This is a genomic window from Micromonospora sp. A200 (genome assembly GCF_029893845.1).
Taxonomy (GTDB): Bacteria; Actinomycetota; Actinomycetes; order Mycobacteriales; family Micromonosporaceae; genus Micromonospora; species Micromonospora purpureochromogenes.
On sequence record NZ_JARXXY010000023.1, the window covers coordinates 13,689 to 34,753 of the forward strand.

General features: G+C 72.3%; 20 protein-coding genes and 1 tRNA gene. 17 read left to right on the forward strand and 4 right to left on the reverse strand.

Features of this window, described 5'->3' with window-relative positions; translation table 11 throughout:
* The first annotated feature begins 137 nt into the window (after positions 1–137).
* Positions 138–1,940, forward strand: a complete 1,803-nt coding sequence (metG, locus tag M2302_RS21795) for a methionine--tRNA ligase (protein WP_280839710.1) — start codon at positions 138–140, stop codon at positions 1,938–1,940.
* 68 nt (positions 1,941–2,008) lie between these two features.
* On the opposite strand, the gene M2302_RS21800 is transcribed toward metG, so the two are convergent.
* Together M2302_RS21800 and M2302_RS21805 are read right to left on the reverse strand one after the other, a co-directional pair.
* Entirely contained in the window at positions 2,009–2,860 is an 852-nt protein-coding gene (locus M2302_RS21800) for an alpha/beta hydrolase (RefSeq protein ID WP_280839711.1), read from the reverse strand.
* 72 nt (positions 2,861–2,932) lie between these two features.
* Positions 2,933–4,159 carry a hypothetical protein gene (locus tag M2302_RS21805; RefSeq protein WP_280839712.1) on the reverse strand — a complete coding sequence of 409 codons (1,227 nt, stop codon included), beginning with the start codon at positions 4,157–4,159 and terminating at the stop codon, positions 2,933–2,935.
* 82 nt (positions 4,160–4,241) lie between these two features.
* Here M2302_RS21805 and M2302_RS21810 point away from each other — a divergent pair, with 82 nt between their 5' ends.
* The 7 genes from M2302_RS21810 to M2302_RS21840 all read left to right on the forward strand — a co-directional run bounded on the left by M2302_RS21810 (position 4,242) and on the right by M2302_RS21840 (position 10,550).
* Positions 4,242–5,141, forward strand: a complete 900-nt coding sequence (locus M2302_RS21810) for a TatD family hydrolase (protein ID WP_280839713.1) — start codon at positions 4,242–4,244, stop codon at positions 5,139–5,141.
* Positions 5,142–5,173: 32 nt separating this feature from the next.
* Entirely contained in the window at positions 5,174–6,043 is an 870-nt protein-coding gene (gene rsmA / locus M2302_RS21815) for a 16S rRNA (adenine(1518)-N(6)/adenine(1519)-N(6))-dimethyltransferase RsmA (RefSeq protein WP_280839715.1), read from the forward strand.
* 9 nt (positions 6,044–6,052) lie between these two features.
* Complete coding sequence (locus tag M2302_RS21820; RefSeq protein WP_210775075.1) at positions 6,053–6,193, forward strand: hypothetical protein; 141 nt, start codon at positions 6,053–6,055, stop codon at positions 6,191–6,193.
* On the forward strand, positions 6,190–7,143 hold the full coding sequence (locus M2302_RS21825; protein ID WP_280839716.1) for a 4-(cytidine 5'-diphospho)-2-C-methyl-D-erythritol kinase: 954 nt from the start codon (positions 6,190–6,192) through the stop codon (positions 7,141–7,143). The genes M2302_RS21820 and M2302_RS21825 overlap by 4 nt, the downstream gene beginning before the upstream one ends.
* 308 nt (positions 7,144–7,451) lie before the next feature.
* The gene (locus M2302_RS21830) at positions 7,452–9,254 is read left to right on the forward strand and encodes an ABC-F family ATP-binding cassette domain-containing protein (RefSeq protein ID WP_280839717.1); all 1,803 of its coding nucleotides are present in this window, start codon (positions 7,452–7,454) and stop codon (positions 9,252–9,254) included.
* Positions 9,255–9,369: 115 nt separating this feature from the next.
* Positions 9,370–9,825 carry a DUF4383 domain-containing protein gene (locus M2302_RS21835; RefSeq protein WP_280839718.1) on the forward strand — a complete coding sequence of 152 codons (456 nt, stop codon included), beginning with the start codon at positions 9,370–9,372 and terminating at the stop codon, positions 9,823–9,825.
* Between the two features lie 248 nt (positions 9,826–10,073).
* Positions 10,074–10,550, forward strand: coding sequence for a DUF4383 domain-containing protein (locus tag M2302_RS21840; protein ID WP_280839719.1), 477 nt, complete (start codon positions 10,074–10,076; stop codon positions 10,548–10,550).
* Positions 10,551–10,562: 12 nt separating this feature from the next.
* Here M2302_RS21840 and M2302_RS21845 read toward each other — a convergent pair whose 3' ends face one another.
* Positions 10,563–11,240, reverse strand: coding sequence for a TetR/AcrR family transcriptional regulator (locus M2302_RS21845; RefSeq protein WP_280839782.1), 678 nt, complete (start codon positions 11,238–11,240; stop codon positions 10,563–10,565).
* 117 nt (positions 11,241–11,357) lie between these two features.
* A complete protein-coding gene (locus M2302_RS21850; RefSeq protein WP_280839720.1) occupies positions 11,358–12,314 on the reverse strand; it encodes an acyl-CoA desaturase in 957 nt (318 codons plus the stop codon).
* Positions 12,315–12,395: 81 nt separating this feature from the next.
* Between M2302_RS21850 and M2302_RS21855 the strand changes: the two genes are divergently transcribed.
* The 9 genes from M2302_RS21855 to cysN all read left to right on the forward strand — a co-directional run bounded on the left by M2302_RS21855 (position 12,396) and on the right by cysN (position 20,987).
* Positions 12,396–13,265: a helix-turn-helix domain-containing protein gene (locus M2302_RS21855; RefSeq protein WP_280839721.1), complete on the forward strand. Its 870-nt coding sequence runs from the start codon at positions 12,396–12,398 to the stop codon at positions 13,263–13,265.
* A gap of 46 nt (positions 13,266–13,311) precedes the next feature.
* Positions 13,312–13,383 (forward strand) — tRNA-Gln (locus M2302_RS21860).
* A gap of 101 nt (positions 13,384–13,484) precedes the next feature.
* Positions 13,485–15,014 (forward strand): bifunctional UDP-N-acetylglucosamine diphosphorylase/glucosamine-1-phosphate N-acetyltransferase GlmU, encoded by a 1,530-nt coding sequence (gene glmU, locus M2302_RS21865; RefSeq protein WP_348529439.1) that lies wholly within the window; start codon positions 13,485–13,487, stop codon positions 15,012–15,014.
* 51 nt (positions 15,015–15,065) lie between these two features.
* Complete coding sequence (locus tag M2302_RS21870) at positions 15,066–16,046, forward strand: ribose-phosphate diphosphokinase (protein ID WP_238449438.1); 981 nt, start codon at positions 15,066–15,068, stop codon at positions 16,044–16,046.
* 287 nt (positions 16,047–16,333) lie between these two features.
* Entirely contained in the window at positions 16,334–17,035 is a 702-nt protein-coding gene (locus tag M2302_RS21875) for a 50S ribosomal protein L25/general stress protein Ctc (RefSeq protein ID WP_280839722.1), read from the forward strand.
* A 103-nt stretch (positions 17,036–17,138) separates the two neighbouring features.
* A complete protein-coding gene (gene pth, locus M2302_RS21880) occupies positions 17,139–17,729 on the forward strand; it encodes an aminoacyl-tRNA hydrolase (RefSeq protein WP_280839723.1) in 591 nt (196 codons plus the stop codon).
* A gap of 117 nt (positions 17,730–17,846) precedes the next feature.
* Entirely contained in the window at positions 17,847–18,665 is an 819-nt protein-coding gene (locus tag M2302_RS21885) for an inositol monophosphatase family protein (protein WP_280839784.1), read from the forward strand.
* Positions 18,666–18,744: 79 nt separating this feature from the next.
* Entirely contained in the window at positions 18,745–19,659 is a 915-nt protein-coding gene (gene cysD, locus M2302_RS21890; protein WP_154939732.1) for a sulfate adenylyltransferase subunit CysD, read from the forward strand.
* Complete coding sequence (cysN, locus tag M2302_RS21895; RefSeq protein ID WP_280839724.1) at positions 19,659–20,987, forward strand: sulfate adenylyltransferase subunit CysN; 1,329 nt, start codon at positions 19,659–19,661, stop codon at positions 20,985–20,987. Before cysD ends, cysN begins: the two co-directional genes overlap by 1 nt.
* Positions 20,988–21,065: the final 78 nt, after the last annotated feature.

Consider the following 21,065-nt stretch of genomic DNA (forward strand, 5'->3'; position numbering starts at 1 on the left):
CGGGCAGCTCAGGCCGCGTGTCGGCGACAAATCGGACGAACGGCCGGGGGTGGATCGACCGTCGGCGGTGTCGGCCCCGACACGGGGAGGCCTATTGGTTCGCGGCCACCGGGGCGCGGTCACTAGGCTTGCTGGTCATGAGTCACGTTCTCGCGGCGGTCGCCTGGCCGTACGCCAACGGCCCGCGCCACATCGGCCACGTCTCCGGTTTCGGCGTTCCCTCCGACGTCTTCGCCCGGTACATGCGGATGGCCGGCCACGACGTGCTCATGGTCTCCGGCACCGACGAGCACGGCACCCCGATCCAGGTGCAGGCCGACGCCGAGGGGGTCACCCCCCGCGAGCTGGCCGACCGGTACAACCGGGTGATCGCCGAGGACCTGCGGGCACTGGGACTCTCCTACGACCTGTTCACCCGCACCACCACCCGCAACCACTACGCGGTGGTGCAGGAGCTGTTCCAGGGGCTGCACCGCAACGGGTACATCGTGCCCAAGGTCACCACCGGTGCGATCTCCCCGTCCACCGGCCGGACCCTGCCGGACCGCTACATCGAGGGCACCTGCCCGATCTGCGGCTACGACAGCGCCCGCGGCGACCAGTGCGACAACTGCGGCAACCAGCTCGACCCGGTCGACCTGATCGACCCCAAGTCGAAGATCAACGGCGAGACGCCGAAGTTCGTCGAGACCGAGCACTTCTTCCTGGACCTGCCCGCCCTCGCCGACGTGCTGCGGCAGTGGCTGGACACCCGGGAGGGCTGGCGGCCCAACGTGCTGCGCTTCTCGAAGAACCTGCTCGACGACCTCCAGCCCCGGGCCATCACCCGGGACCTGGAGTGGGGCGTGCCGATCCCGCTCGACGGCTGGCGCGACCGCGGCGACAAGCGGATCTACGTCTGGTTCGACGCGGTGATCGGCTACCTGTCGGCCTCCATCGAGTGGGCCCGCCGCACCGGCGACCCGGAGGCCTGGCGGAAGTGGTGGGCGGCCGACGGCGAGGGGAAGGACGCCCGCGGCTACTACTTCATGGGCAAGGACAACATCGTCTTCCACTCGGTGATCTGGCCGGCGCTGCTCTCCGGCTACTCCGGCGAGGGCACCAACGACGGCGAGCCGGGCGAGCTGGGCCGGCTCAACCTCCCCACCGAGGTGGTCTCCAGCGAGTACCTGACCATGGAGGGGCGCAAGTTCTCCTCGTCCCGCAAGGTGGTCATCTACGTCCGGGACTTCCTGGAGCGCTACGACGCCGACGCGCTGCGGTACTTCATCGCCGTCGCCGGCCCGGAGAGCAACGACACCGACTTCACCTGGGCGGAGTTCCTCCGCCGCAACAACGACGAGCTGGTCGCCGGCTGGGGCAACCTGGTCAACCGGTCCGTCTCGATGGCGGCGAAGAACTTCGGTACCATCCCGCCGGTCGACCCGGCCGGGCTCACCGAGGCCGACGAGGCGCTGCTCGCCACCGCCCGGGCCGGCTTCACCGTCGTCGGTGACCTGATCGCCAGGCACCGGCAGAAGCAGGCCATCGGCGAGGCGATGAAGGTGGTCGCCGAGGCCAACAGGTACCTCTCCGAGCAGGCCCCGTGGAAGCTCAAGGACGAGGCGGACAAGCCGCGGATGGGCACCATCCTGCACGTCGCCCTCCAGGTGGTCAGCGACGCCAACACGCTGCTCACCCCGTTCCTGCCGCACTCGGCCCAGAAGATCCACGAGCTGCTCGGCGGCACCGGCGTGCACGCGCCGATGCCGGTCATCGAGGAGGTCGACGACCTCGACGGCGGCCCGGCGTACCCGGTGCTGACCGGGGACTACACGGTCGGGGCGCGCTGGGAGTCCGTACCGGTGCAGGCCGGCCGGCCGCTGGCGGCGCCGAAGCCGGTCTTCCGCAAGCTCGACCCCTCCATCGTCGAGGAGGAGCTGGCCCGCCTGGCCGGCTGAGCCGCACGTGGCGGCGCGGCCCACGGGTTTCCCCCGGAGCCGCGCCGCCGATCTTTCCGCCTCCGCCGTCAGGCGCGGGCCATGCTGGCCTGGCTGACGAAGTCCAGGATCGCCTTGGTGACCTCGTCGGCGTGCGTCCAGGGTGTGCCGTGCGGGGCGCCCTTCAACGTGATCAACTGGCTGCCCGGCAGCATCGGCTGGAGCCGCTGCCCGGTCGCCGGGTACGGCAGCACGTTGTCCTTGTCGCCCTGCACGATCAGCACCGGCACGTTGATCCTGGGCAGGTCGCCCCGGAAGTCGGTCTGCCAGGCGTCCACGCTGTCGTGGGTGCCCTTCGCCGAGGCCATCGTGCCGATGTTCCAGTGCGCCCGGTACGCCTCCTCGCTGACCCACCCGCCCTTGTTCTCCGAGTAGTTGAAGAAGGCGTCGCAGAAGGACGTCAGGAAGGCGAACCGGTCGGCCAGGATGGCCTGCTGGAAGCCGTCGAAGAGCTGCTTGTCGACGCCCTCCGGGTTGTCGGCCGTCTTCAGCAGGAACGGCGCCAGCGGCGCCAGCAGCACCGCCTTGCTCACCCGGCTCGACCCGTACGTGCCCAGGTAGCGGGTCACCTCACCGGTGCCCATCGAGTGCCCCACGAGCAGCACGTCCCGCAGGTCCAGCTGGGTCATCAGCACGTCGAGGTCCGCGCTGAAGGTGTCGTAGTCGTACCCCGTCGCCGGCTGGCCGGACGCCCCGAAGCCCCGCCGGTCGTACGTGATCACCCGGTAGCCGGCGTTCAGCAGCGGAATGGAGACCTTCTCCCAGCTCGCGCCGTTGAACGGGAACCCGTGGATCAGCACCACCGGCTGGCCGGAGCCGTGATCCTCGTAGTACAGGTCGATGGGGGCGGAGAACTCCGCCCCGACGGTGATGAAAGGCATGCGGGTCTCCTGATCCGTGAAGGTCGGACGCCCCGCGCTTTCCCGACCCGCTGCCCGTTATGCGCACCCGCGCTACTGCGGGTACGGCTGGTCCACCACCTGGTCGTCGGTGACCTCAGCCCCCGGCGCCCACGTCTCGTAGACGCCCCGTTCGTGGCACTGCGACCCGGTGTCGACCACCGAGTCCGGGTCCGGTCGGCACAGCCGCAACCGCAGCCACCCCGCTTCCTCCCGCAACACCAGGCACGGCACGTCCCGCCACCGCGCGTACCGCAGTCGCCGGGCCACCCACTCCACCGGGTAGCGGGCGGCCCGGGTCATCGCCAGCACCCGGAAGCCGCCGGGCAGGTCGGCCACCGCCTCGTACTCGGTGCCGCCGTGGCCGCCGACCAGTTGCGTGGAGCGGGGCGCGTCGCCGGTGGGCAGGTACTCCTGGTCGGGGGGGAGCTCCGGCACCGCCGCGAGCAGGTGCCGCCACTGCGGGCCGACCATCCGCAGCCAGCCGCGCTGCTCCGCCTGGTAGCTGTAGAGCACCACCTCCACCCCCTCCGCGGTGTACGCGAGCAGGGTGGCGTTCGCCGGCAGCGGCAGGTCGGCGCAGTCCCGGGTGACGAACTCCGGGATCAGCTGCGCGTTGCTCGGCACGAAGCCGGTGCCCAGCACCGGCGGGCCGAGCCGGTCCCGGGGCGGCAGCGCCAGCAGCCCCCGGTGCGCCGGGCCGACCGGCACGTCGTAGTCGACCGGGTCGGCCGCCCGCCAGCGCAGCACGTACGCCACGTCGTCGCCGCCGCCCGCGCCGTCGCCGCGCAGCACCGCCAGCGCCGCCGGCGTACGCAGGTGCGCCACGTCGTGCTCCCGGTAGCAGAAGCCGTGCGGCAGCCAACCCCGCACGTAGCCGGCGAGCTGCTGGGCGGAGAGCACCTTGACCATCCGGGTGCCGCGCCGCACCACCGCCGAGGCGCGGACGGTGGTGAGTGTCGGGTCCCCGGCCGCCGTCGGCTGCTGGCTGAGCTGGTGCACGTACGCCCAGCCGCGCTCCCGGTGCAGCGGCACCAGCAGCGGCGCCTCCGGCTCCTCGGCCGGCTCCGTCGCCCCCTGCACCGCGCCGACCTCGGTCACGTGGACGAACCTGCGCCACGGCAGCGCCGAGCCGGGCCGGGGCGCCCACTCGAAACCGGGTGCCTCGTCAGCGCGGAACAACTCGTACGCCGCGCCCCGGGCGATCTCCTCCGCCGGGTACGTCGTGCCTTCGTGGACGACGCGCAACCCGGTGTCGCTGGCCTGACGGGTGACGGTCATCCTGCAGACGGTAATCACGGTTGATGCCAGGCCGGTGAACAGTCGATGGCGTCCCGGAGACATGGCCCGGTGGCGGTGTGTGATGCTGGCCGCGATGAGTGAGCCGACCGAAACCCGCAAGCAGCGGGCCGCCCGCCGGGCCGGGGAGTTCCCGCCCGCGCCGGAGGCGTTGCCCCGCCCCGTGCTCGACAGCCACACCCACCTGGACATCACGGTCAGCGAGGCGGGGGTGCCCGGCGGCGGTCCCGCCGCCGACCCGGTCGCCGCCGCGATCGAGGTGGCCGCCGCCGTCGGCGTGGACCGGCTGGTCCAGGTCGGCGTCGACGTGGGCTCCTCTAGCTGGGGCGCCGACGTCGCCGAGAAGTACCGGGCGGTGCTCGCCACCGTCGCGCTGCACCCGAACGAGGCGCCCCGACTGACCGACCTCGACGAGGCGCTGCGCGAGATCGAGGCGCTCGCCGCCCGGGACCGGGTCCGGGGCGTCGGCGAGACCGGGATGGACTTCTTCCGTACCGGCGACGAGGGGCGGGCCGCGCAGGAGGAGAGCTTCCGGGCGCACATCGCCATCGCCAAGCGGTACGGCAAGGCCCTGGTGATCCACGACCGGGACGCGCACGCCGACGTGCTGCGCGTCCTCGACGACGAGGGCGCGCCGGACGCCGTGGTGCTGCACTGCTTCTCCGGCGACGCCGAGTTCGCCGCCGAGTGCGTCCGCCGGGGCTACCTGCTCAGCTTCGCCGGCACCGTCACCTTCGGCAGCGCCGGTGCGCTGCGCGAGGCCGCCGCGCTCACCCCGCTCGACCAGCTCCTGGTGGAGACCGACGCGCCGTACCTGACCCCGATGCCGCACCGGGGGCGGCCGAACGCGTCGTACCTGATTCCGCTGACGGTGCGGTTCCTGGCCGGCACCACCGGCGCGGACCTCGACGAACTCTGCGCCGCCATCTCCGCCACCGGCGACCGGGTCTTCGGCCCGTGGTGAGCGGGCCCGGTCCCGCCGATACGCTACGGGGCGTGACCGGACTCCTCGGCCCGGCGGAGATCCGGGAACTGGCCGCCCGGCTGGGCGTCGCCCCCACCAAGAAGCTCGGCCAGAACTTCGTGCACGACCCGAACACGGTCCGCCGGATCGTCACCGCCGCCGGGCTGGCCCCGGACGACGTGGCGCTGGAGGTCGGGCCGGGGCTCGGCTCGCTCACCCTGGCCCTGCTGCCGGTCGCCGCCCACGTGCACGCCGTGGAGATCGACCGGACGCTGGCCGGCGCGCTGCCGGAGACCGCCGCCCGGCACGCCGGCCCGGACGCCGCCCGGCTCACCGTGCACCACGCCGACGCGCTGCGGGTCCGCGCCGCCGACCTGGCCGAGCCGGCCCCGACCGCGCTGGTGGCGAACCTGCCCTACAACGTCGCGGTGCCGGTGGTGCTGCATCTGCTGGCCGAGCTGCCCACCCTGCGACAGGGCCTGGTGATGGTGCAGAAGGAGGTCGCCGACCGGCTCGTCGCCGGTCCCGGCTCCAAGGTGTACGGCGTCCCGTCGGTGAAGCTGGCCTGGTACTCCCGGGCCCGCGCCGCCGGCAAGGTGCCACCGAACGTGTTCTGGCCGGTGCCCAACGTCGACTCCGGCCTGGTCGCCTTCACCCGCCGCGAACCGCCCCGCGCCGACGTCCCCCGGGAACGCGTCTTCGCCGTGGTGGACGCCGCGTTCGCGCAGCGCCGCAAGACTCTGCGCGCCGCGCTGGCCGGCTGGGCCGGCGGCGCCGACCGGGCCGCCGCGACGCTCACGGCGGCCGGCGTCGACCCCGGCGCGCGCGGGGAGTCACTCACCGTGGAGCAGTTCGCCGCCATCGCCGCGTCGGCTCCGGCCGCCGCGCCCGCCGCGCAGTAGGCTGGCGCCGTGTCCGCCGGGGGCACGCCGCACGTGTACGCGTACGACCTGGTTGACGGCCGCCGCGAGCCGGCCGCCGACTCCGCCGAGGAGCTGATCGTGGAGAAGCCGTTCGACATCCGCCCGCGCCGGCGGGACCTCGCCCCGTGACCGAGGCCTGGCGACCGGACGACGACGAGCAGCAGCGGCGCGGCGCCAGCGGACCGGTCCGCGTCCGGGTGCCGGCGAAGGTCAACCTGCACCTCGGGGTGGGGCCGTTGCGCCGCGACGGCTACCACGAGCTGAACACCGTCTACCACGCCATCTCCATCCACGACGAGCTCACCGCCCGCCGGGGCGACACGCTCACCCTGACCATGGAGGGCGAGGGCGCCGGCGAGCTGGCCCTGGACGACACCAATCTGGTGATCCGGGCCGCCCACGCCCTCGCCGGGTACGCCGGGGTGCTGCCGCACGCCCGGCTGCACCTGCGCAAGCAGATCCCGCTCGCCGGTGGCCTGGCCGGCGGCAGCGCCGACGCGGCCGCGGCGCTGGTCGCCTGCGACGCGCTCTGGGGCACCGGGCTGTCCCGCGACGAGCTGGCCGGCATCGCCGCCGACCTCGGTTCGGACGTGCCCTTCCTGATCCACGGCGGCACCGCCCTGGGCACCGGCCGGGGCGAGGCGGTCAGCCCGGTGCTGGCCCGCCCCACCTCCTGGCACTGGGTGGTCGCCGTCGCCGACGGCGGCCTGTCCACCCCGGCGGCCTACCGGGAGCTGGACCGGCTCCGCGACGCCGGCAGCGCCGGTGAGCCGCTGGGCAGCACCGACGCGCTGCTCGCCGCGCTGCGCCAGCGCGACCCCCGGGTGCTCGCCGCCACCCTCGGCAACGACCTCCAGGACGCCGCGCTGGCCATGCGCCCGTCGCTGGCCGACACCCTCAAGGCCGGCGAGGCGGCCGGGGCGCTGGCCGGCATCGTCTCCGGCTCCGGCCCCACCTGCGTCTTCCTCGCCACCGACGCCGCCCACGCCGCGCGGATCGCCGGCGAGCTGGAGGCGGCCGAGGTGTGCCGGGAGGCCCGGCTCGCCCACGGGCCGGTCGCCGGAGCCCGCATCACCTGACCGGCGCGCCCCGCGCCCCCGACACCTCGGGCGCCGGCCTCGCCCGGCGAGCGCCACGGCGCGTCGCGCCGGCAAGATCGACTCCAGGTCGGCGACATGGGTGTCCGGGTGGCGGGGACACCCCCGTTCCGGCGACCCGGAGTTGATCGTGCGCGCCGGGCCGGGGCGGCCGGGCGACCCCCGTGCAGGGCAGCCTGCCGGCCGGAGCCGCGCGGCGCGGGCGGCCAGGCGGTCCGCGTACCCTTGGAGGTCAGGCGTCCCCAGGTGCCAGCCGGCACCGGGACGCCTTGATCATGGGAGGTGAGGTCGTGGCCAACATCGTCAACCTGGACCGGGTGTCCAAGGGGTACGGCGCTGCCGGTCCGCTGCTCACCGACGTCTCGCTCGGCCTCGACGACGCCGACCGGATCGGCGTGGTCGGCCTCAACGGCGCCGGCAAGTCCACCCTGCTGCGGCTGCTCACCAAGCAGGAGGAACCGGACGACGGCCGGGTCACCCACCGCCGCGACCTGCGGGTCCTCTGGCTGCCGCAGAGCCTCACCCTCGCTCCCGAGGCCACCGTCCGGGACGTGGTGCTCGGCACCGCCTGGCTCGGCCAGAGCATGGGCGCCGAGCACGAGTGGGCCGGCGACGCCGGCGTCCGGGCCATCCTCGACGGCCTCGGCATGCCGCACCTCGGCCTCGACCAGCCGGTCGGCCCGATGTCCGGCGGCGAGCGGCGCCGGGTCGCGCTGGCCGCGCTGCTGGTCCGCGAGTCGGACCTGCTGATCCTCGACGAGCCCACCAACCACCTCGACGTCGGCGGGGTCGACTGGTTGGCGACGTACCTGGTCGGCCGCAAGGGCGCGCTGGTCGTGGTCACCCACGACCGGTGGTTCCTGGACGCGGTCTGCAGCTCCACCTGGGAGGTCGCCGACCAGGCCGTCCGCGCCTACGAGGGCGGCTTCGCCGCCTGGACCCTCGCCCGCGTCGAGCGGGAGCGGGTCGCCGCGGCCACCGAGGCGCGCCGGCAGAACCTGCTCCGCAAGGAGATCGCCTGGCTGCGCCGCGGCCCGCCCGCCCGTACCTCCAAGCCGCGGTTCCGGATCGACGCGGCCAACGCGCTCATCGCCGACGTCCCGCCGCCGCGCGACACCATGTCGCTGCAACGGCTCGCCACCGCCCGGCTCGGCAAGCAGGTGTACGACCTGGAGCACGTCCGCCTGAACGCCGGCCCCAAGGAGATCCTGCACGACGCCACCTGGCAGGTCGGCCCCGGTGACCGGATCGCCATCCTCGGCCGCAACGGCGCCGGCAAGACCACCCTGCTGCGGATGCTCGCCGGCATCACCCGCCCCGACGGCGGCCGGTTCCACACCGGCTCCACCGTCCGGCCCGCGTTCCTGTCGCAGGAACTCGCCGAACTCCCGGGTCACCTGCGGGTCCTGGAAGCCGTCGAGGAGATCGCCCGCCGGGTGCAGCTCGGCGACCGGGAGATCTCCGCCGCCCAGCTCGCCGAGATCTTCGGCTTCGACGACCGGCGGCTCTGGACGCCGGTCAGCGACCTCTCCGGTGGGGAGCGCCGCCGGTTGCAGATGCTCCGACTGCTCGCCGGCGAGCCCAACGTGCTGCTGTTCGACGAGCCCACCAACGACCTGGACACCGACACCCTGGCCTCGCTGGAGGACCTGCTCGACTCCTGGCCCGGGACGATCATCGTGGCCAGCCACGACCGTTACCTGATCGAGCGGGTCACCGACGTCGCGTACGGGATGTTCGGCGACGGCCGGCTGGTGCACCTGCCCGGCGGGGTCGACGAGTACCTGTCGCGGGCCGGCGGTGCGGAGCCGGCGCGGATCCCGGCGGCTCCCACGGCCGCCCCGGGCGCCGCGGCACCGACCGGCATGTCCGCCGCTGAGGCCCGGCAGGCCCGCAAGGAGCTGAGCCGGCTGGAACGGCAGATCGCCAAGCTGGATCAGAAGGAGACCGGGCTGCTCGACCAGCTCGCCGCGCACGCCACCGACTACGCCAGGGTCGCCGAACTCGACGCGCAGCTCAAGGAGATCCGCGCCGAGCGGGAGCGGACCGAGGAGACCTGGCTCACCCTGGCCGACGAGGTCCCGCCGGTCTGACCGCCGCCGCGCCCGCGTCCCGGCACGAGACGGGGGCCGTGTGCGGCGTCACATCCCGGCGTGCGGGACAATCGTCGTCGACCTCTCTCATCCCCACGGCGTTGGAGACTCAGACATGGCCCATACCCCCGTCAACCACCCCGCGCGGCCGATCTACCGGGCGATCGGCGGGCTCGTTGGTCTGTACCTGGTGGTCTTCGGTGTGCTCGGCGTCATCGCGAGCGCGGGCAACGACCTCTTCGCCCAGGATGACACCAAGGTCCTGGGTCAGGGGACGAACCTCGGATTCTCGCTGCTGAGCATCCTGCTCGGCATCCTCGTGCTGGCCGGCACCGTGATCGGCCGCAACCTCGACGTGGCGATCAACCAGTTCCTGGCCTACGGCCTGATGGTGCTCGGCCTGGCCGAGCTGGCGTTCCTGCAGACCGACGCCAACATCGGCAACTTCAGCATCCTCACCGTGATCGTGGTGCTGACGCTCAGCATGGTCCTGCTGATGGCCGGCATGTACGGCAAGGTCGGCACCGACGAGGAGAAGGACGCCTGGGAGAAGGCCCGGCTCGTCCTCTGATCCTCTTCTCGGTCGCGCTTCGGGTTTTCGCCGGAGCCCGACCCGCTCCGCGCGGTCAGGCTTGATCCCTGCGCGGGTCGGGCTCCGGCGAAACCGGCCGTGGTCCCGCTTCGTCCGTGGCTTGCTTCCGGGCGGGGCGGGATCTTTCGTTCGGCGGGGCTGCCCGGCTGCCCGGCTATTCGCCGGACGGCGGGTCCGGTCTGGGGGGAGAATCCTCCGGAAAGAGGTCTTCTCGGACGGAGGGGTCAATGGCGCACTTTCCGGTGAACCATCCGGCGCGCCCGCTGTACCGGGTCTTCTCCGGGCTGGTCGGGCTCTACATCCTGGTCTTCGGCGTCTGGGGTGTCTTCGAGACCTGGGGGCAGCCGCTCTTCGGCCGGGGCCCCAACTGGGCGCTCGGGCTCCGCACCAACCTGGCGTTCTCGCTGGTCTCCGTGGTCTTCGGGATCGTGCTGATGATCGGGGCGTCCCGACGCAGCAACCTCGGGCATCACATGAACCTGGCCGCCGGGGCGGTCTTCCTGGTCACCAGCATCGCCATGATGGCCGTCCTGCAGACCACCGCGAACTTCCTGAACTTCTCCATGTCCACGGTGATCGTGTCGATGCTCTTCGGCCTGCTGCTGCTCGCCACCGGCCTCTACGACAAGGTCGGCACGGACGAGCACGCCGAAGAGGAGCGCCGCCGCCGGGAACACCCGATCGCGGAGGCCGGCACCCGCTGAACCGGCCGGCGGTCAGGCCCGCTTGCGGGTGATCAGACCCGGCTTCGCCTCCAGGTGGGACAGCCCGTTCCAGGACAGGTTCACCAGGTGCGCCGCCACCGTCTCCTTGCGCGGCTTGCGCACCTCCAGCCACCAGCGGCCCGTCAACGCCACCATCCCGACCAGGGCCTGCGAGTAGAGCTCGGCCAGCTTGGGGTCGTACCCCCGGGTGGAGAACTCGGCCGCCAGGATGTGCTCCACCTGGTGCCCGACGTCGTTCATCACGCTGCTGAAGTTCCCCGTCGCCGCCATCAGCGGCGACTCCCGGACCAGCACCCGGAACCCGCTGGTCTCCTCCTCGATGTAGGTGAGCAGCGCCAGCGCCGCCTGCTCCAGCAGCTCGCGCGGGTGCCCGGCGGTCAACGCCGTGGCGATCCGGTCCAGCAGGGCGCGCACCTCGCGGTCGACCACCACCGCGTAGAGGCCCTCCTTGCCGCCGAAGTGCTCGTAGATCACCGGCTTGGACACCTTGGCCCGCGACGCCACCTCCTCGATGGAGGTGGCGTCGAACCCGCGCTCGGCGAAGATCTGCCGGCCGATCGAGATCAGTTGCTCCCGCCGCTGCGCCGCGGACATGCGTACCCGGGAGGTGGGCTTCGCGGCCGGCGGGCTCGCCGCCCGCCGCCGTCCGTCGGTGGCCTCGTCCGCCATCTCGTCACCTCGCCGGCGCTCGGTGACGCCCTGTCGTGGGATGTTCCTGCCGCCGTGCCCGTCTACCTCGGTCACCCGGCCATACTGCCAGGTAACCTCCGCGGGCATCGCCCGGTTTCAGCGCCGTGCGGCCGGCTTCACCAGCTTGGCGGCGATCCGCTCCGGTTTCGGCCAGCGGACGTCCCGGGCCGCGCCGGCCTTCTCCAGCAGCCAGATCACCCGGGCGGAGATGTCCACCTGGCCGCGCAGCACGCCGTGCCGCGCGCTCGTCGGGTCGGCGTGGTGCAGGTTGTGCCAGCTCTCGCCGAACGACAGGAGCGCCAGCGGCCAGAAGTTCGACGCCCGGTCGCCCTGCCGCACGGCGAACGGCCGCTCGCCGTAGACGTGGCAGACCGAGTTGATCGACCAGGTCACGTGGTGCAGCAACGCGATGCGGACCAGACCGCCCCAGAAGAGCGCCGTCCACGCCCCGGACCAGGACCAGGTCGCCAGGCCGCCCATCACGGCCGGCCCCAGCACTGAGACCACCACCAGCAGCGGGAAGAGCCGGTCCACCCGCCGGGTGTCCCGGTCGGCCAGCAGGTCCGGGGCGAAGCGGGCCCGGTTGGACAACTCCCGGCCGAACAGCCAGCCCACGTGGGCGTGGAACAGGCCCCGGGCCAGCCCGCGGACGCTCTCGCCGTAGCGCCACGGCGAGTGCGGGTCACCCTCGGCGTCGGAGAACGCGTGGTGCCGGCGGTGGTCGGCGACCCACTGGATGATCTCGCCCTGCACGGCGAACGAGCCCGCCACCGCCAACGCCACCCGCACCGGGCGCGGGGCCTTGAACGAGCCGTGGGTGAAGTACCGGTGGTAGCCGATGGTGATGCCCAGCCCGGAGAGGAGGTACCAGAAGGCCGCGATGGCCAGGTCCGGGCCGCCCAGCCAGCCGCCCCAGGCGACCGGGACGGCGGCGAGCAGGGCCAGGAAGGGTACGACCACGAAGGCCCACAGCGCGATCAGGATGCCCGTGGACTGCGGGCCCTGGGTGAGTGGCTTCGGCCCGGTGGCACTCTCGTCCGTCACGGTCGACATGGCACCTCCCAGCGGAGATATACGCCTACGTCACCGTAACTTAGGGCTCCGCCCCGGTGGAGTGAACAGTTGCGGACATGAATGAAGGGCCTGTCGTACGGCAGTTCTAAGTTTCCTGCCGTGAGCGATCCGACCGCCGACGAGGTGCGCCGGCTGCGTGCCGAGGAGAAGCTGTCCGTCCGCCAGATCCGGGCCCGGACCGGTCTCGGCCGCAACCGGGTGCACGAGCTGCTGCGCGGGGTGCCGCCGCCGGAGTGGACCCGGCGGCCCAACGCCAAGGACGGGTTGCGGGCGGAGGCGGTGCAGCTGCGTGGTCAGGGCTGCTCGGTGAACGACATCGCCCAGCGGCTCGGGGTGGCCAAGTCGACCGCGTACCTCTGGGTGCGGCATCTGCCGCTCGACGGGAGCGACGAGGCGGCGGCACGACGCCGGGCGCACTCGAAGGTGATGACGGACGCCCGGTGGGCCGCCCACCGCGCGGCGCGGGACGAGGCGCAGGCTGCCGCGCATCGGGCGGCGGCCGGCGTGGTGGGTGCGCTGGCGGAACGGGATCTGCTGCTCCTGGGCGCGGCGATCTACTGGTGCGAGGGATCCAAGTCGAAGCCGTGGCGACGTCAGGACCACGTTCAGTTCGTCAACAGTGATGCCCGCCTGCCCCGGCTGTTCCTCCGCTTCCTTGAAACGTGCGGAGTCGACCGAAACGTGCCGACCTACCGGGTGAGCATTCACGAGTCCGCCGATGTCGCCGCTGCCGAGCAGTGGTGGGTCCACACACTCGAGCTATCGGCCACCCGATTTCAGCGGGCAACGCTGAAGCGGCATCGGCCGACGATCCGTTACAACACGCAGGAGGAGTACCACGGCTGCCTGGTCATCGATGTGCCGCGGAGTCGAGAGCTGTACTGGAGAATTGAGGGTCTCGTCGCAGGGCTCGGTGCAGCGATCACGTAGGGGTGGGGCCGCTGAGAGGGAGGCGCTAAGCTGTCTTGCGTCACAGTCGGCCGTGGTGTAATTGGCAACACCCGGGTCTTTGGTACCCGTGTTTCAGGTTCGAACCCTGGCGGCCGAGCCTTCTCCGATATCGCGCCGCACGTGGGGTATGGGACTAAGCGCCCCGCAGTCTGGTTAGCATGGCCGCGAGACTGTCGCCTTCCCGACGGGAGCCACGTCGTGCCCCAGCCCCACCTCCGTACCGTCGTCGTGCTCGCCGCCGGTGAGGGCAAGCGGATGAAGTCGGCGCTGCCCAAGGTGCTGCACCCACTGCTCGGTCGTACGCTGCTCGGTCACGTGCTGACCGCGGCCGCGCCGCTGGCCGCCGACCGCACCGTGGTGGTGGTCGGCCACGGCGCCGAGCAGGTCCGGGCGCACCTGACCGAGATCGCCCCGGGCGCCACCCCGGTCCTCCAGGCGCAGCAGCTCGGCACCGGGCACGCCGTGCGGATCGCGCTGGAGGCGGTGCCGGAGGCCTCCGGCACGGTGGTCGTGATCAACGGGGACGTCCCGCTGCTGCGCGCCGAGACGGTGGCCGCGCTGGTGGCGGCGCACGAGGGCGAGGGCGCGGCGGCGACCGTGCTCGCCGCCGAGGTGCCCGACCCGACCGGCCTGGGCCGGATCGTGCGCGACGCCGCGGGGCGGCTGGAGCAGATCGTCGAGGAGCGGGACGCGACCCCGGCGCAGCGCGCGCTGCGGGAGATCAACGCCGGCATCTACGCGTTCGACGCGGTGCGGCTGCGGGACGCGCTGGGCAAGCTCTCCACCGACAACGACCAGGGCGAGGAGTACCTCACCGACGTCTTCGGCCTGCTCGTCTCGGCCGGGGAGCCGGTGGGCGTGCACGTCGCCGCGGACCACGTCGAGACGCTGGGCTGCAACGACCGGGTGGAGCTGGCGGGGCTGCGCCGGCTGCTGCGCGACCGGGTCAACGAGGCGTGGATGCGGACCGGGGTGAGCATCCTCGACCCGGAGACCACCTGGATCGACGTCACCGCCGCCGTGGAGCGGGACGCGGTGATCGACCAGAACACCCAGCTGCGGGGCACGACGGTGGTCGGCGCGCAGGCCGTCGTCGGGCCGGACGTGACGCTGATCGACACCGTGGTGGGGGCGGCGGCGACCGTGCTGCGCAGCCACGCGGTGGGCGCCGAGGTGGGTCCGGGGGCCAGCGTGGGGCCGTACGCGTACCTGCGCCCGGCCGCCCGGCTGGCCGAGAAGTCGAAGGTCGGCACGTTCGTCGAGGTGAAGAACTCCGAGGTCGGCCCGGGCGCCAAGGTGCCGCACCTGTCGTACGTGGGTGACGCGACGATCGGGGCGAAGGCCAACATCGGCGCGGCGACGATCTTCGTGAACTACGACGGGGTGAACAAGCACCGCACCGTGGTGGGCGAGGCGGCCTTCATCGGCTGCGACACCAGCCTGATCGCGCCGGTCGAGGTGGGCGCGGGGGCGTACGTGGCGGCGGGCAGCGCGATCTCGCAGGACGTGCCGCCGGGCGCGCTCGGGGTGACCCGGGCCCCGCAGCGCAGCATCGAGGGCTGGGTGGCCCGCAAGCGGGCCGGCACGGTGTCGGCCGCGGCGGCGGAGCGGGCGCTGGCGGAGGGTGCGTCGGGCGGTGGCCCGGTCGCAAGGGAAGGTGAGGCAATCCACGGGGACGCCGAGACCGTGGGACGGCCGTCGGCTGCGGGGGATACTGCAACCGAATAGTCCCCGGCTTTCGCCGCCGGGAACCACCGACCAACGGGAGCAGACGGGCCCATGGGCAGCATCGTCGCCGAAAACCGCAAGAGCCTGATGCTCTTCTCCGGACGTGGCTTTCCGGAGCTGGCCAAGGAGATCGGTGAGGTGCTCGGCGTCGCGCCGACGCCTTCCGACGCGTACGAGTTCGCCAACGGCGAGATCTTCGTACGCTTCAAGGACTCGGTGCGCGGTTCGGACGCCTTCGTGGTGCAGTCCGTCACGCACGGGGTGAACACCTGGGTCATGGAGACCCTGATCATGATCGACGCACTGAAGCGCGGTTCGGCCAAGCGGATCACCGTGGTGCTGCCGTTCTACCCGTACGCCCGGCAGGACAAGAAGCACCGGGGTCGGGAGCCGATCTCGGCCCGGCTGGTGGCCGACCTGCTGAAGACCGCCGGCGCGAACCGGATCCTCACGGTCGACCTGCACACCGCGCAGATCCAGGGCTTCTTCGACGGCCCGGTGGACCACCTCTTCGCGATGGACGTGCTGGCCGAGTACGTGGAGCACAAGTACGCCGGCCGGCCGATGACCGTGGTCGCGCCGGACTCCGGCCGGGTGCGGGTGGCCGAGCGGTGGACCGACCGGCTGGGCGGCTGCCCGCTGGCGTTCATCCACAAGACCCGGGACCCGCTGAAGCCGAACCAGGTGGTGGCGAACCGGGTGGTCGGCGAGGTCGAGGGTCGGGTCTGCCTGATCGTCGACGACATGATCGACACGGGTGGCACGATCAGCAAGGCCGCCGACATCCTCAAGGAGTCCGGCGCGGCGGAGATCGTCGTCGCCTCCACCCACGCTCTGCTGTCGGACCCGGCGACCGAGCGGCTGAAGAACAGCCCGATCAGCGAGATCGTGGTGACCAACACGCTGCCGCTCCCGCCGGAGAAGCAGCTCGACAAGCTCACCGTGCTGTCGATCGCGCCGCTGCTGGCCCGGGCGATCCGCGAGGTCTTCGACGACGGGTCGGTGACCACCCTCTTCGGCGGCCTGAGCTGAGCGCGGCGCCGCGGCGGTGACCGCGGCGCGGCACCGTTCCCGCCGGCCGACGCGCCGGCGGGGACGGTGATGAGGGGACTGCCGGAAACCTCGGAATCAGCTCGGGTAGACTGGTGCGGTTGCCACGGCGAGGGTGCCCGGCGGGTCGCTGAAAAGCACCGCACGGAGGCACCGTCATCGACGCGGTGCTCCGGGCAGTCGTTCATGACGCATGAGCCCCAGCGAGCCCCTCGCCCCAGCACCGCAAGACGACAAGCCGCCGTAGCGAAAGCATCAGGAGTTTCCCCGTGTCCGAGGTAAAGATCAGCGCCGAGCCCCGTACCGAGTTCGGCAAGGGTGGTGCCCGTCGTACCCGCCGGGCCGGCAAGGTGCCCGCCGTGCTGTACGGCCACGGCGAGAAGCCCAAGCACATCGCGCTTCCGGCCCGCGAGTTCGCGGCCGCGATCCGCAAGGGCGGCGCGAACCAGCTCTTCGCGATCGAGGTCAGCGACGGCACCCAGGTGCTGGCGCTGCCGAAGGCGATCCAGCGTGACCCGATCAAGGACAGCTTCGAGCACGTCGACCTGCTGCTGGTCCGCCGGGGCGAGAAGGTCACCGTCGAGGTCGCGGTCCAGCTGACCGGCGAGGCCGCCAGGGACACCCTGATCGTGCACGACCACGACACCCTGTCGGTGACCGCCGACGCCACCAAGGTGCCGGACCACCTGGAGGCCTCGATCGAGGGCCTGGTGGCCGGCACCCAGGTGACCGCCGCCGACGTGCAGCTGCCGGCCGGCGTCGAGCTGGCTGCCGACGCGGAGCTGCTGGTCGCCTCGGTGACCGCCGCCCCGACCGCCGAGCAGCTCGAGGCGACCCTGCCCGAGGTCGAGGTGGCCGACGCGGAGGTCGAGGCCGGGGTCGGCGAGGAGACCGCCGAGGCGTCCGAGGGCGCCGAGGCCGGCGAGCCGGCCGCCGCCGGTGGCGAGGAGAGCGCCGAGACCGGGGCCTGATCGGTCCGCATCGTTTACGGCAGGCGCTCCCGGCGGACAGCGGGGGGCGCCTGCCGGCGTATCGGGACACGTGCGGTGTTGTGCCCAGCGGGAGGGACGGGACGTGACGGACGAGGCGGGGCCGTGGCTGGTGGTCGGCCTGGGCAACCCCGGTCGGGAGTACGCCGGTAACCGGCACAACGTCGGTTTCCTGGTCGCCGACCTGCTGGCGGGTCGGGTGGGAGCGAAGTTCGGCCGGCACAAGCGGGCGGTGGCGGAGGTCGCCGAGGGGCGGCTCGGGTTCGGCGGGCCGAAGCTGGTGCTGGTCAAGCCGCTGACGTACATGAACCTCTCGGGCGGTCCGGTGGCGGCGCTGGCCCAGTTCCACAAGATCCCCGCCGAGCGGGTGATCGCGGTGCACGACGAGCTGGACATCCCGTACGGCCAGCTGCGCATCAAGATCGGCGGCGGCGAGGGCGGGCACAACGGCCTGCGCTCGATGTCGAAGTCGCTGGGGACGAAGGAGTACGTCCGGGTGCGGTTCGGCATCGGCCGGCCGCCGGGGCGGCAGGACCCGGCTGACTACGTACTGTCGGATTTCGGCGCTGCGGAGCGCAAGGAGCTGGAGTTCCTGGTCGACCGGGCGGCGGACGTGGTGGAGTCGGTGGTCACCAAGGGCGTGGAGCCGACGCAGAACGCGTACCACGGGGCCTGAGGGCGGGGCGTACCCGGAACGGGTCGCCCCGGCCGGTAGTCTGCGCCTTCTGGCGTGCCGCGACCCGCGACCCGGATCGCGGCGAGGCGACGGGAGTGGTACGTGGGCAGTCCTCCGATGATCGACGGCGCGTTCGCCCGGTGGCTGGCGGCGCGGGCCGGGCAGGCGTTGCTGGGCTTGCGTGCCGAGATGGGGTTCGCCGACCCGGGCGCCCTGAAGTCGGCCGGGGACAAGGTCTCGCACGACCTGATCCGTACCGAGCTCGCCCGGTGGCGACCCGGTGACGCGGTCCTGTCGGAGGAGGACGAGGGCTCGCGGCTGGCCTGGGCGGCGGAGGTGAACCCGGCGGCGGTGTCCCGGCTGACCGCCGACCGGGTGTGGATCGTCGACCCGCTGGACGGCACCCGGGAGTTCGCCGAGGAGGGGCGCTCGGACTGGGCGGTGCACGTGGCGCTCTGGGCGCGCAACGCGCCGACGTCGCACGGGCTGGTGGCCGGGGCGGTGGGGCTGCCGGCGCAGCACCGGGTGCTCGGCACCGACTACCCGCCGGCGTACCCGCCGTTGACGTTGGAGGCGGCGACCGCGGGTGGCGGGCGGACGCTGCGCCTGGCGGCGAGCCGGAGCCGGCCGCCGGTCTTCCTGAGTGACCTGGCGGAGGACGTGGGCGCGCACCTGGTGCCGATGGGCTCGGCCGGTGCGAAGATCGCCGCGGTGGTGACCGGTGAGGTGGACGCCTACATCCACGCCGGCGGCCAGTACGAGTGGGACTCGGCCGCCCCGGTCGCTGTGGCGACGGCCACCGGCCTGCACGCTTCCCGGATCGACGGTTCTGCGCTGAAATACAACGAGGCGGATCCGCGGCTGCCGGACCTGTTGGTCTGCCGCAAGGATCTCGCCACTCGGTTGCTTGCAGCGCTGCAGAGACATTCCGGGTAGCCTGAGCGCTTGTTCTTGATGTATCCGACCGGAAAGGTCTGGAATCCATGAGCGGATCCGCGCCGATCGAGACCGTGTCATGACCGCCCCCGCCCGCTTCTACCAGGTCTCCCACCTCGACGCGCTCGAGGCGGAGAGCATCTTCGTGATGCGCGAGGTGGTCGCGGAGATGGAGCGCCCGGTGCTGCTCTTCTCCGGCGGCAAGGACTCCATCGTCATGCTCCGGTTGGCCCAGAAGGCGTTCGCCCCGGCCAACATCCCCTTCCCGGTCATGCACGTGGACACCGGGCACAACTTCCCCGAGGTCCTGGAGTACCGCGACCAGCGGGTCGCCGAGCTGGGCCTGCACCTGATCGTGGCCAGCGTGCCGGAGGCCCTGGCCAGCGGCATGGTCCGCGAGTCCGGCGACGGCATGCGCAACCGGATCCAGACCCCGGTGCTGCTGGACGCGGTGGAGAAGCACCGCTTCGACGCGCTCTTCGGCGGCGCCCGGCGGGACGAGGAGAAGGCCCGCGCCAAGGAACGGGTGTTCAGCTTCCGCGACGAGTTCGGCCAGTGGGATCCGAAGAACCAGCGCCCCGAGCTGTGGTCGCTCTACAACGGCCGGCACCACCCGGGCGAGTCGATCCGGGTCTTCCCGCTCTCCAACTGGACCGAGCTGGACGTCTGGCACTACATCGCCCGCGAGCGCATCCCGCTGCCCTCGATCTACTACGCGCACGAGCGCGAGGTGGTCGAGCGCGACGGCATGCTCTACGCGGTGAACGAGTTCTTCCGCCCCCGCGCGGGGGAGGAGCGGTTCAAGGCCCGGGTGCGCTACCGCACCGTGGGCGACGCCTCCTGCACCGCGGCCGTCCGCTCGGACGCCGACACGGTGGAGAAGGTGATCGAGGAGGTGGCCGCCACCCGGATCACCGAGCGCGGCGCGACCCGCGGCGACGACCGGGTCAGCGAGGCCGCCATGGAGGACCGCAAGCGGGAGGGCTACTTCTGATGAGCACCGAGACCATCGCCGGAGGCGCGGCGGACAGCCGCGCCGCCACCGGCGCCGGGCCGGAGGTCCGGCCGATGGACCTGCTGCGCTTCGCCACCGCCGGCAGCGTGGACGACGGCAAGTCCACCCTGATCGGCCGCCTGCTGTACGACACCAAGTCGCTCTTCACCGACCAGCTCGCCGCCGTCGAGGCGGTCAGCGCGGCCCGGGGCGACGAGTACACCAACCTGGCGCTGCTCACCGACGGCCTGCGCGCCGAGCGGGAGCAGGGCATCACCATCGACGTGGCGTACCGCTACTTCGCCACCCCCCGGCGGAAGTTCATCATCGCCGACACCCCGGGGCACATCCAGTACACCCGGAACATGGTCACCGGCGCCTCCACCGCCGACCTGGCGCTGATCCTGGTGGACGCCCGCAAGGGCCTGGTCGAGCAGTCCCGCCGGCACGCCTTCCTCTGCTCGCTGCTGCGGGTGCCGCACCTGGTCCTCTGCGTGAACAAGATGGACCTGGTCGACTACTCGCAGGAGGTCTTCGAGCGGATCGCCGACGAGTTCACCGCGTTCGCCGCGAAGCTCGACGTGCCGGACCTGACCGTGGTGCCGATCTCCGCGCTCAAGGGCGACAACATCGTCACCCGCTCGGAGAACATGCCCTGGTACGAGGGCCCGTCGCTGCTGCACCACCTGGAGCGGGTGCACATCGCCTCCGACCGCAACCTGGTCGACGTGCGGTTCCCCGTGCAGTACGTGATCCGTCCGCAGTCCACCACCGTCACCGACTACCGCGGCTACGCCGGGCAGGTGGCCTCGGGCGTGCTCAAGCCGGGGGACGAGGTGATGGTGCTGCCCTCCGGCTTCACCAGCCGGATCTCCTCGGTGGAGACGGCGGACGGCCCGGTGGCCGAGGCGTTCCCGCCGATGTCGGTGACCGTCCGGCTGCAAGACGAGATCGACATCTCGCGGGGCGACATGATCTGCCGGCCGAACAACTCGCCGGCGGTGTCGCAGGACATCGAGGCGATGGTCTGCTGGATGGACGAGACCCGCCCGCTCCAGGTCGGCGGCAAGTACGCGATCAAGCACACCACCCGGTCGGCCCGGGCCATCGTGCGCGGGCTGCACTACCGGCTGGACATCAACACCCTGCACCGGGACGAGGCGGCCGGCGAGCTGAAGCTCAACGAGATCGGCCGGGTACGGCTGCGCACCACCGTGCCGCTGCTCGCCGACGAGTACCGCCGCAACCGCACCACCGGCGGCTTCGTCATCATCGACGAGACCACCAACCGCACCGTCGCCGCCGGCATGATCGTCGACACCGCCTGACCCACCGGGTTGGCCGGACGCACTTGCAGAGAAAGAGTGGCTATTCCGACGTGGATAGCCACTCTTTCTCTGTAAGAG

Excerpts from the sequence above, each read along its gene's own strand:
- metG (WP_280839710.1), top strand. The coding sequence starts at position 138 with ATGAGTCACGTTCTCGCGGCGGTCGCCTGGCCGTACGCCAACGGCCCG.
- M2302_RS21800 (WP_280839711.1), bottom strand. The coding sequence starts at position 2,860 with ATGCCTTTCATCACCGTCGGGGCGGAGTTCTCCGCCCCCATCGACCTG.
- M2302_RS21805 (WP_280839712.1), bottom strand. The coding sequence starts at position 4,159 with ATGACCGTCACCCGTCAGGCCAGCGACACCGGGTTGCGCGTCGTCCAC.
- M2302_RS21810 (WP_280839713.1), top strand. The coding sequence starts at position 4,242 with ATGCTGGCCGCGATGAGTGAGCCGACCGAAACCCGCAAGCAGCGGGCC.
- M2302_RS21835 (WP_280839718.1), top strand. The coding sequence starts at position 9,370 with ATGGCCCATACCCCCGTCAACCACCCCGCGCGGCCGATCTACCGGGCG.
- M2302_RS21840 (WP_280839719.1), top strand. The coding sequence starts at position 10,074 with ATGGCGCACTTTCCGGTGAACCATCCGGCGCGCCCGCTGTACCGGGTC.
- M2302_RS21845 (WP_280839782.1), bottom strand. The coding sequence starts at position 11,240 with ATGGCGGACGAGGCCACCGACGGACGGCGGCGGGCGGCGAGCCCGCCG.
- M2302_RS21850 (WP_280839720.1), bottom strand. The coding sequence starts at position 12,314 with ATGTCGACCGTGACGGACGAGAGTGCCACCGGGCCGAAGCCACTCACC.
- M2302_RS21855 (WP_280839721.1), top strand. The coding sequence starts at position 12,396 with ATGAAGGGCCTGTCGTACGGCAGTTCTAAGTTTCCTGCCGTGAGCGAT.
- M2302_RS21870 (WP_238449438.1), top strand. The coding sequence starts at position 15,066 with ATGGGCAGCATCGTCGCCGAAAACCGCAAGAGCCTGATGCTCTTCTCC.
- M2302_RS21885 (WP_280839784.1), top strand. The coding sequence starts at position 17,847 with ATGATCGACGGCGCGTTCGCCCGGTGGCTGGCGGCGCGGGCCGGGCAG.
- cysD (WP_154939732.1), top strand. The coding sequence starts at position 18,745 with ATGACCGCCCCCGCCCGCTTCTACCAGGTCTCCCACCTCGACGCGCTC.
- cysN (WP_280839724.1), top strand. The coding sequence starts at position 19,659 with ATGAGCACCGAGACCATCGCCGGAGGCGCGGCGGACAGCCGCGCCGCC.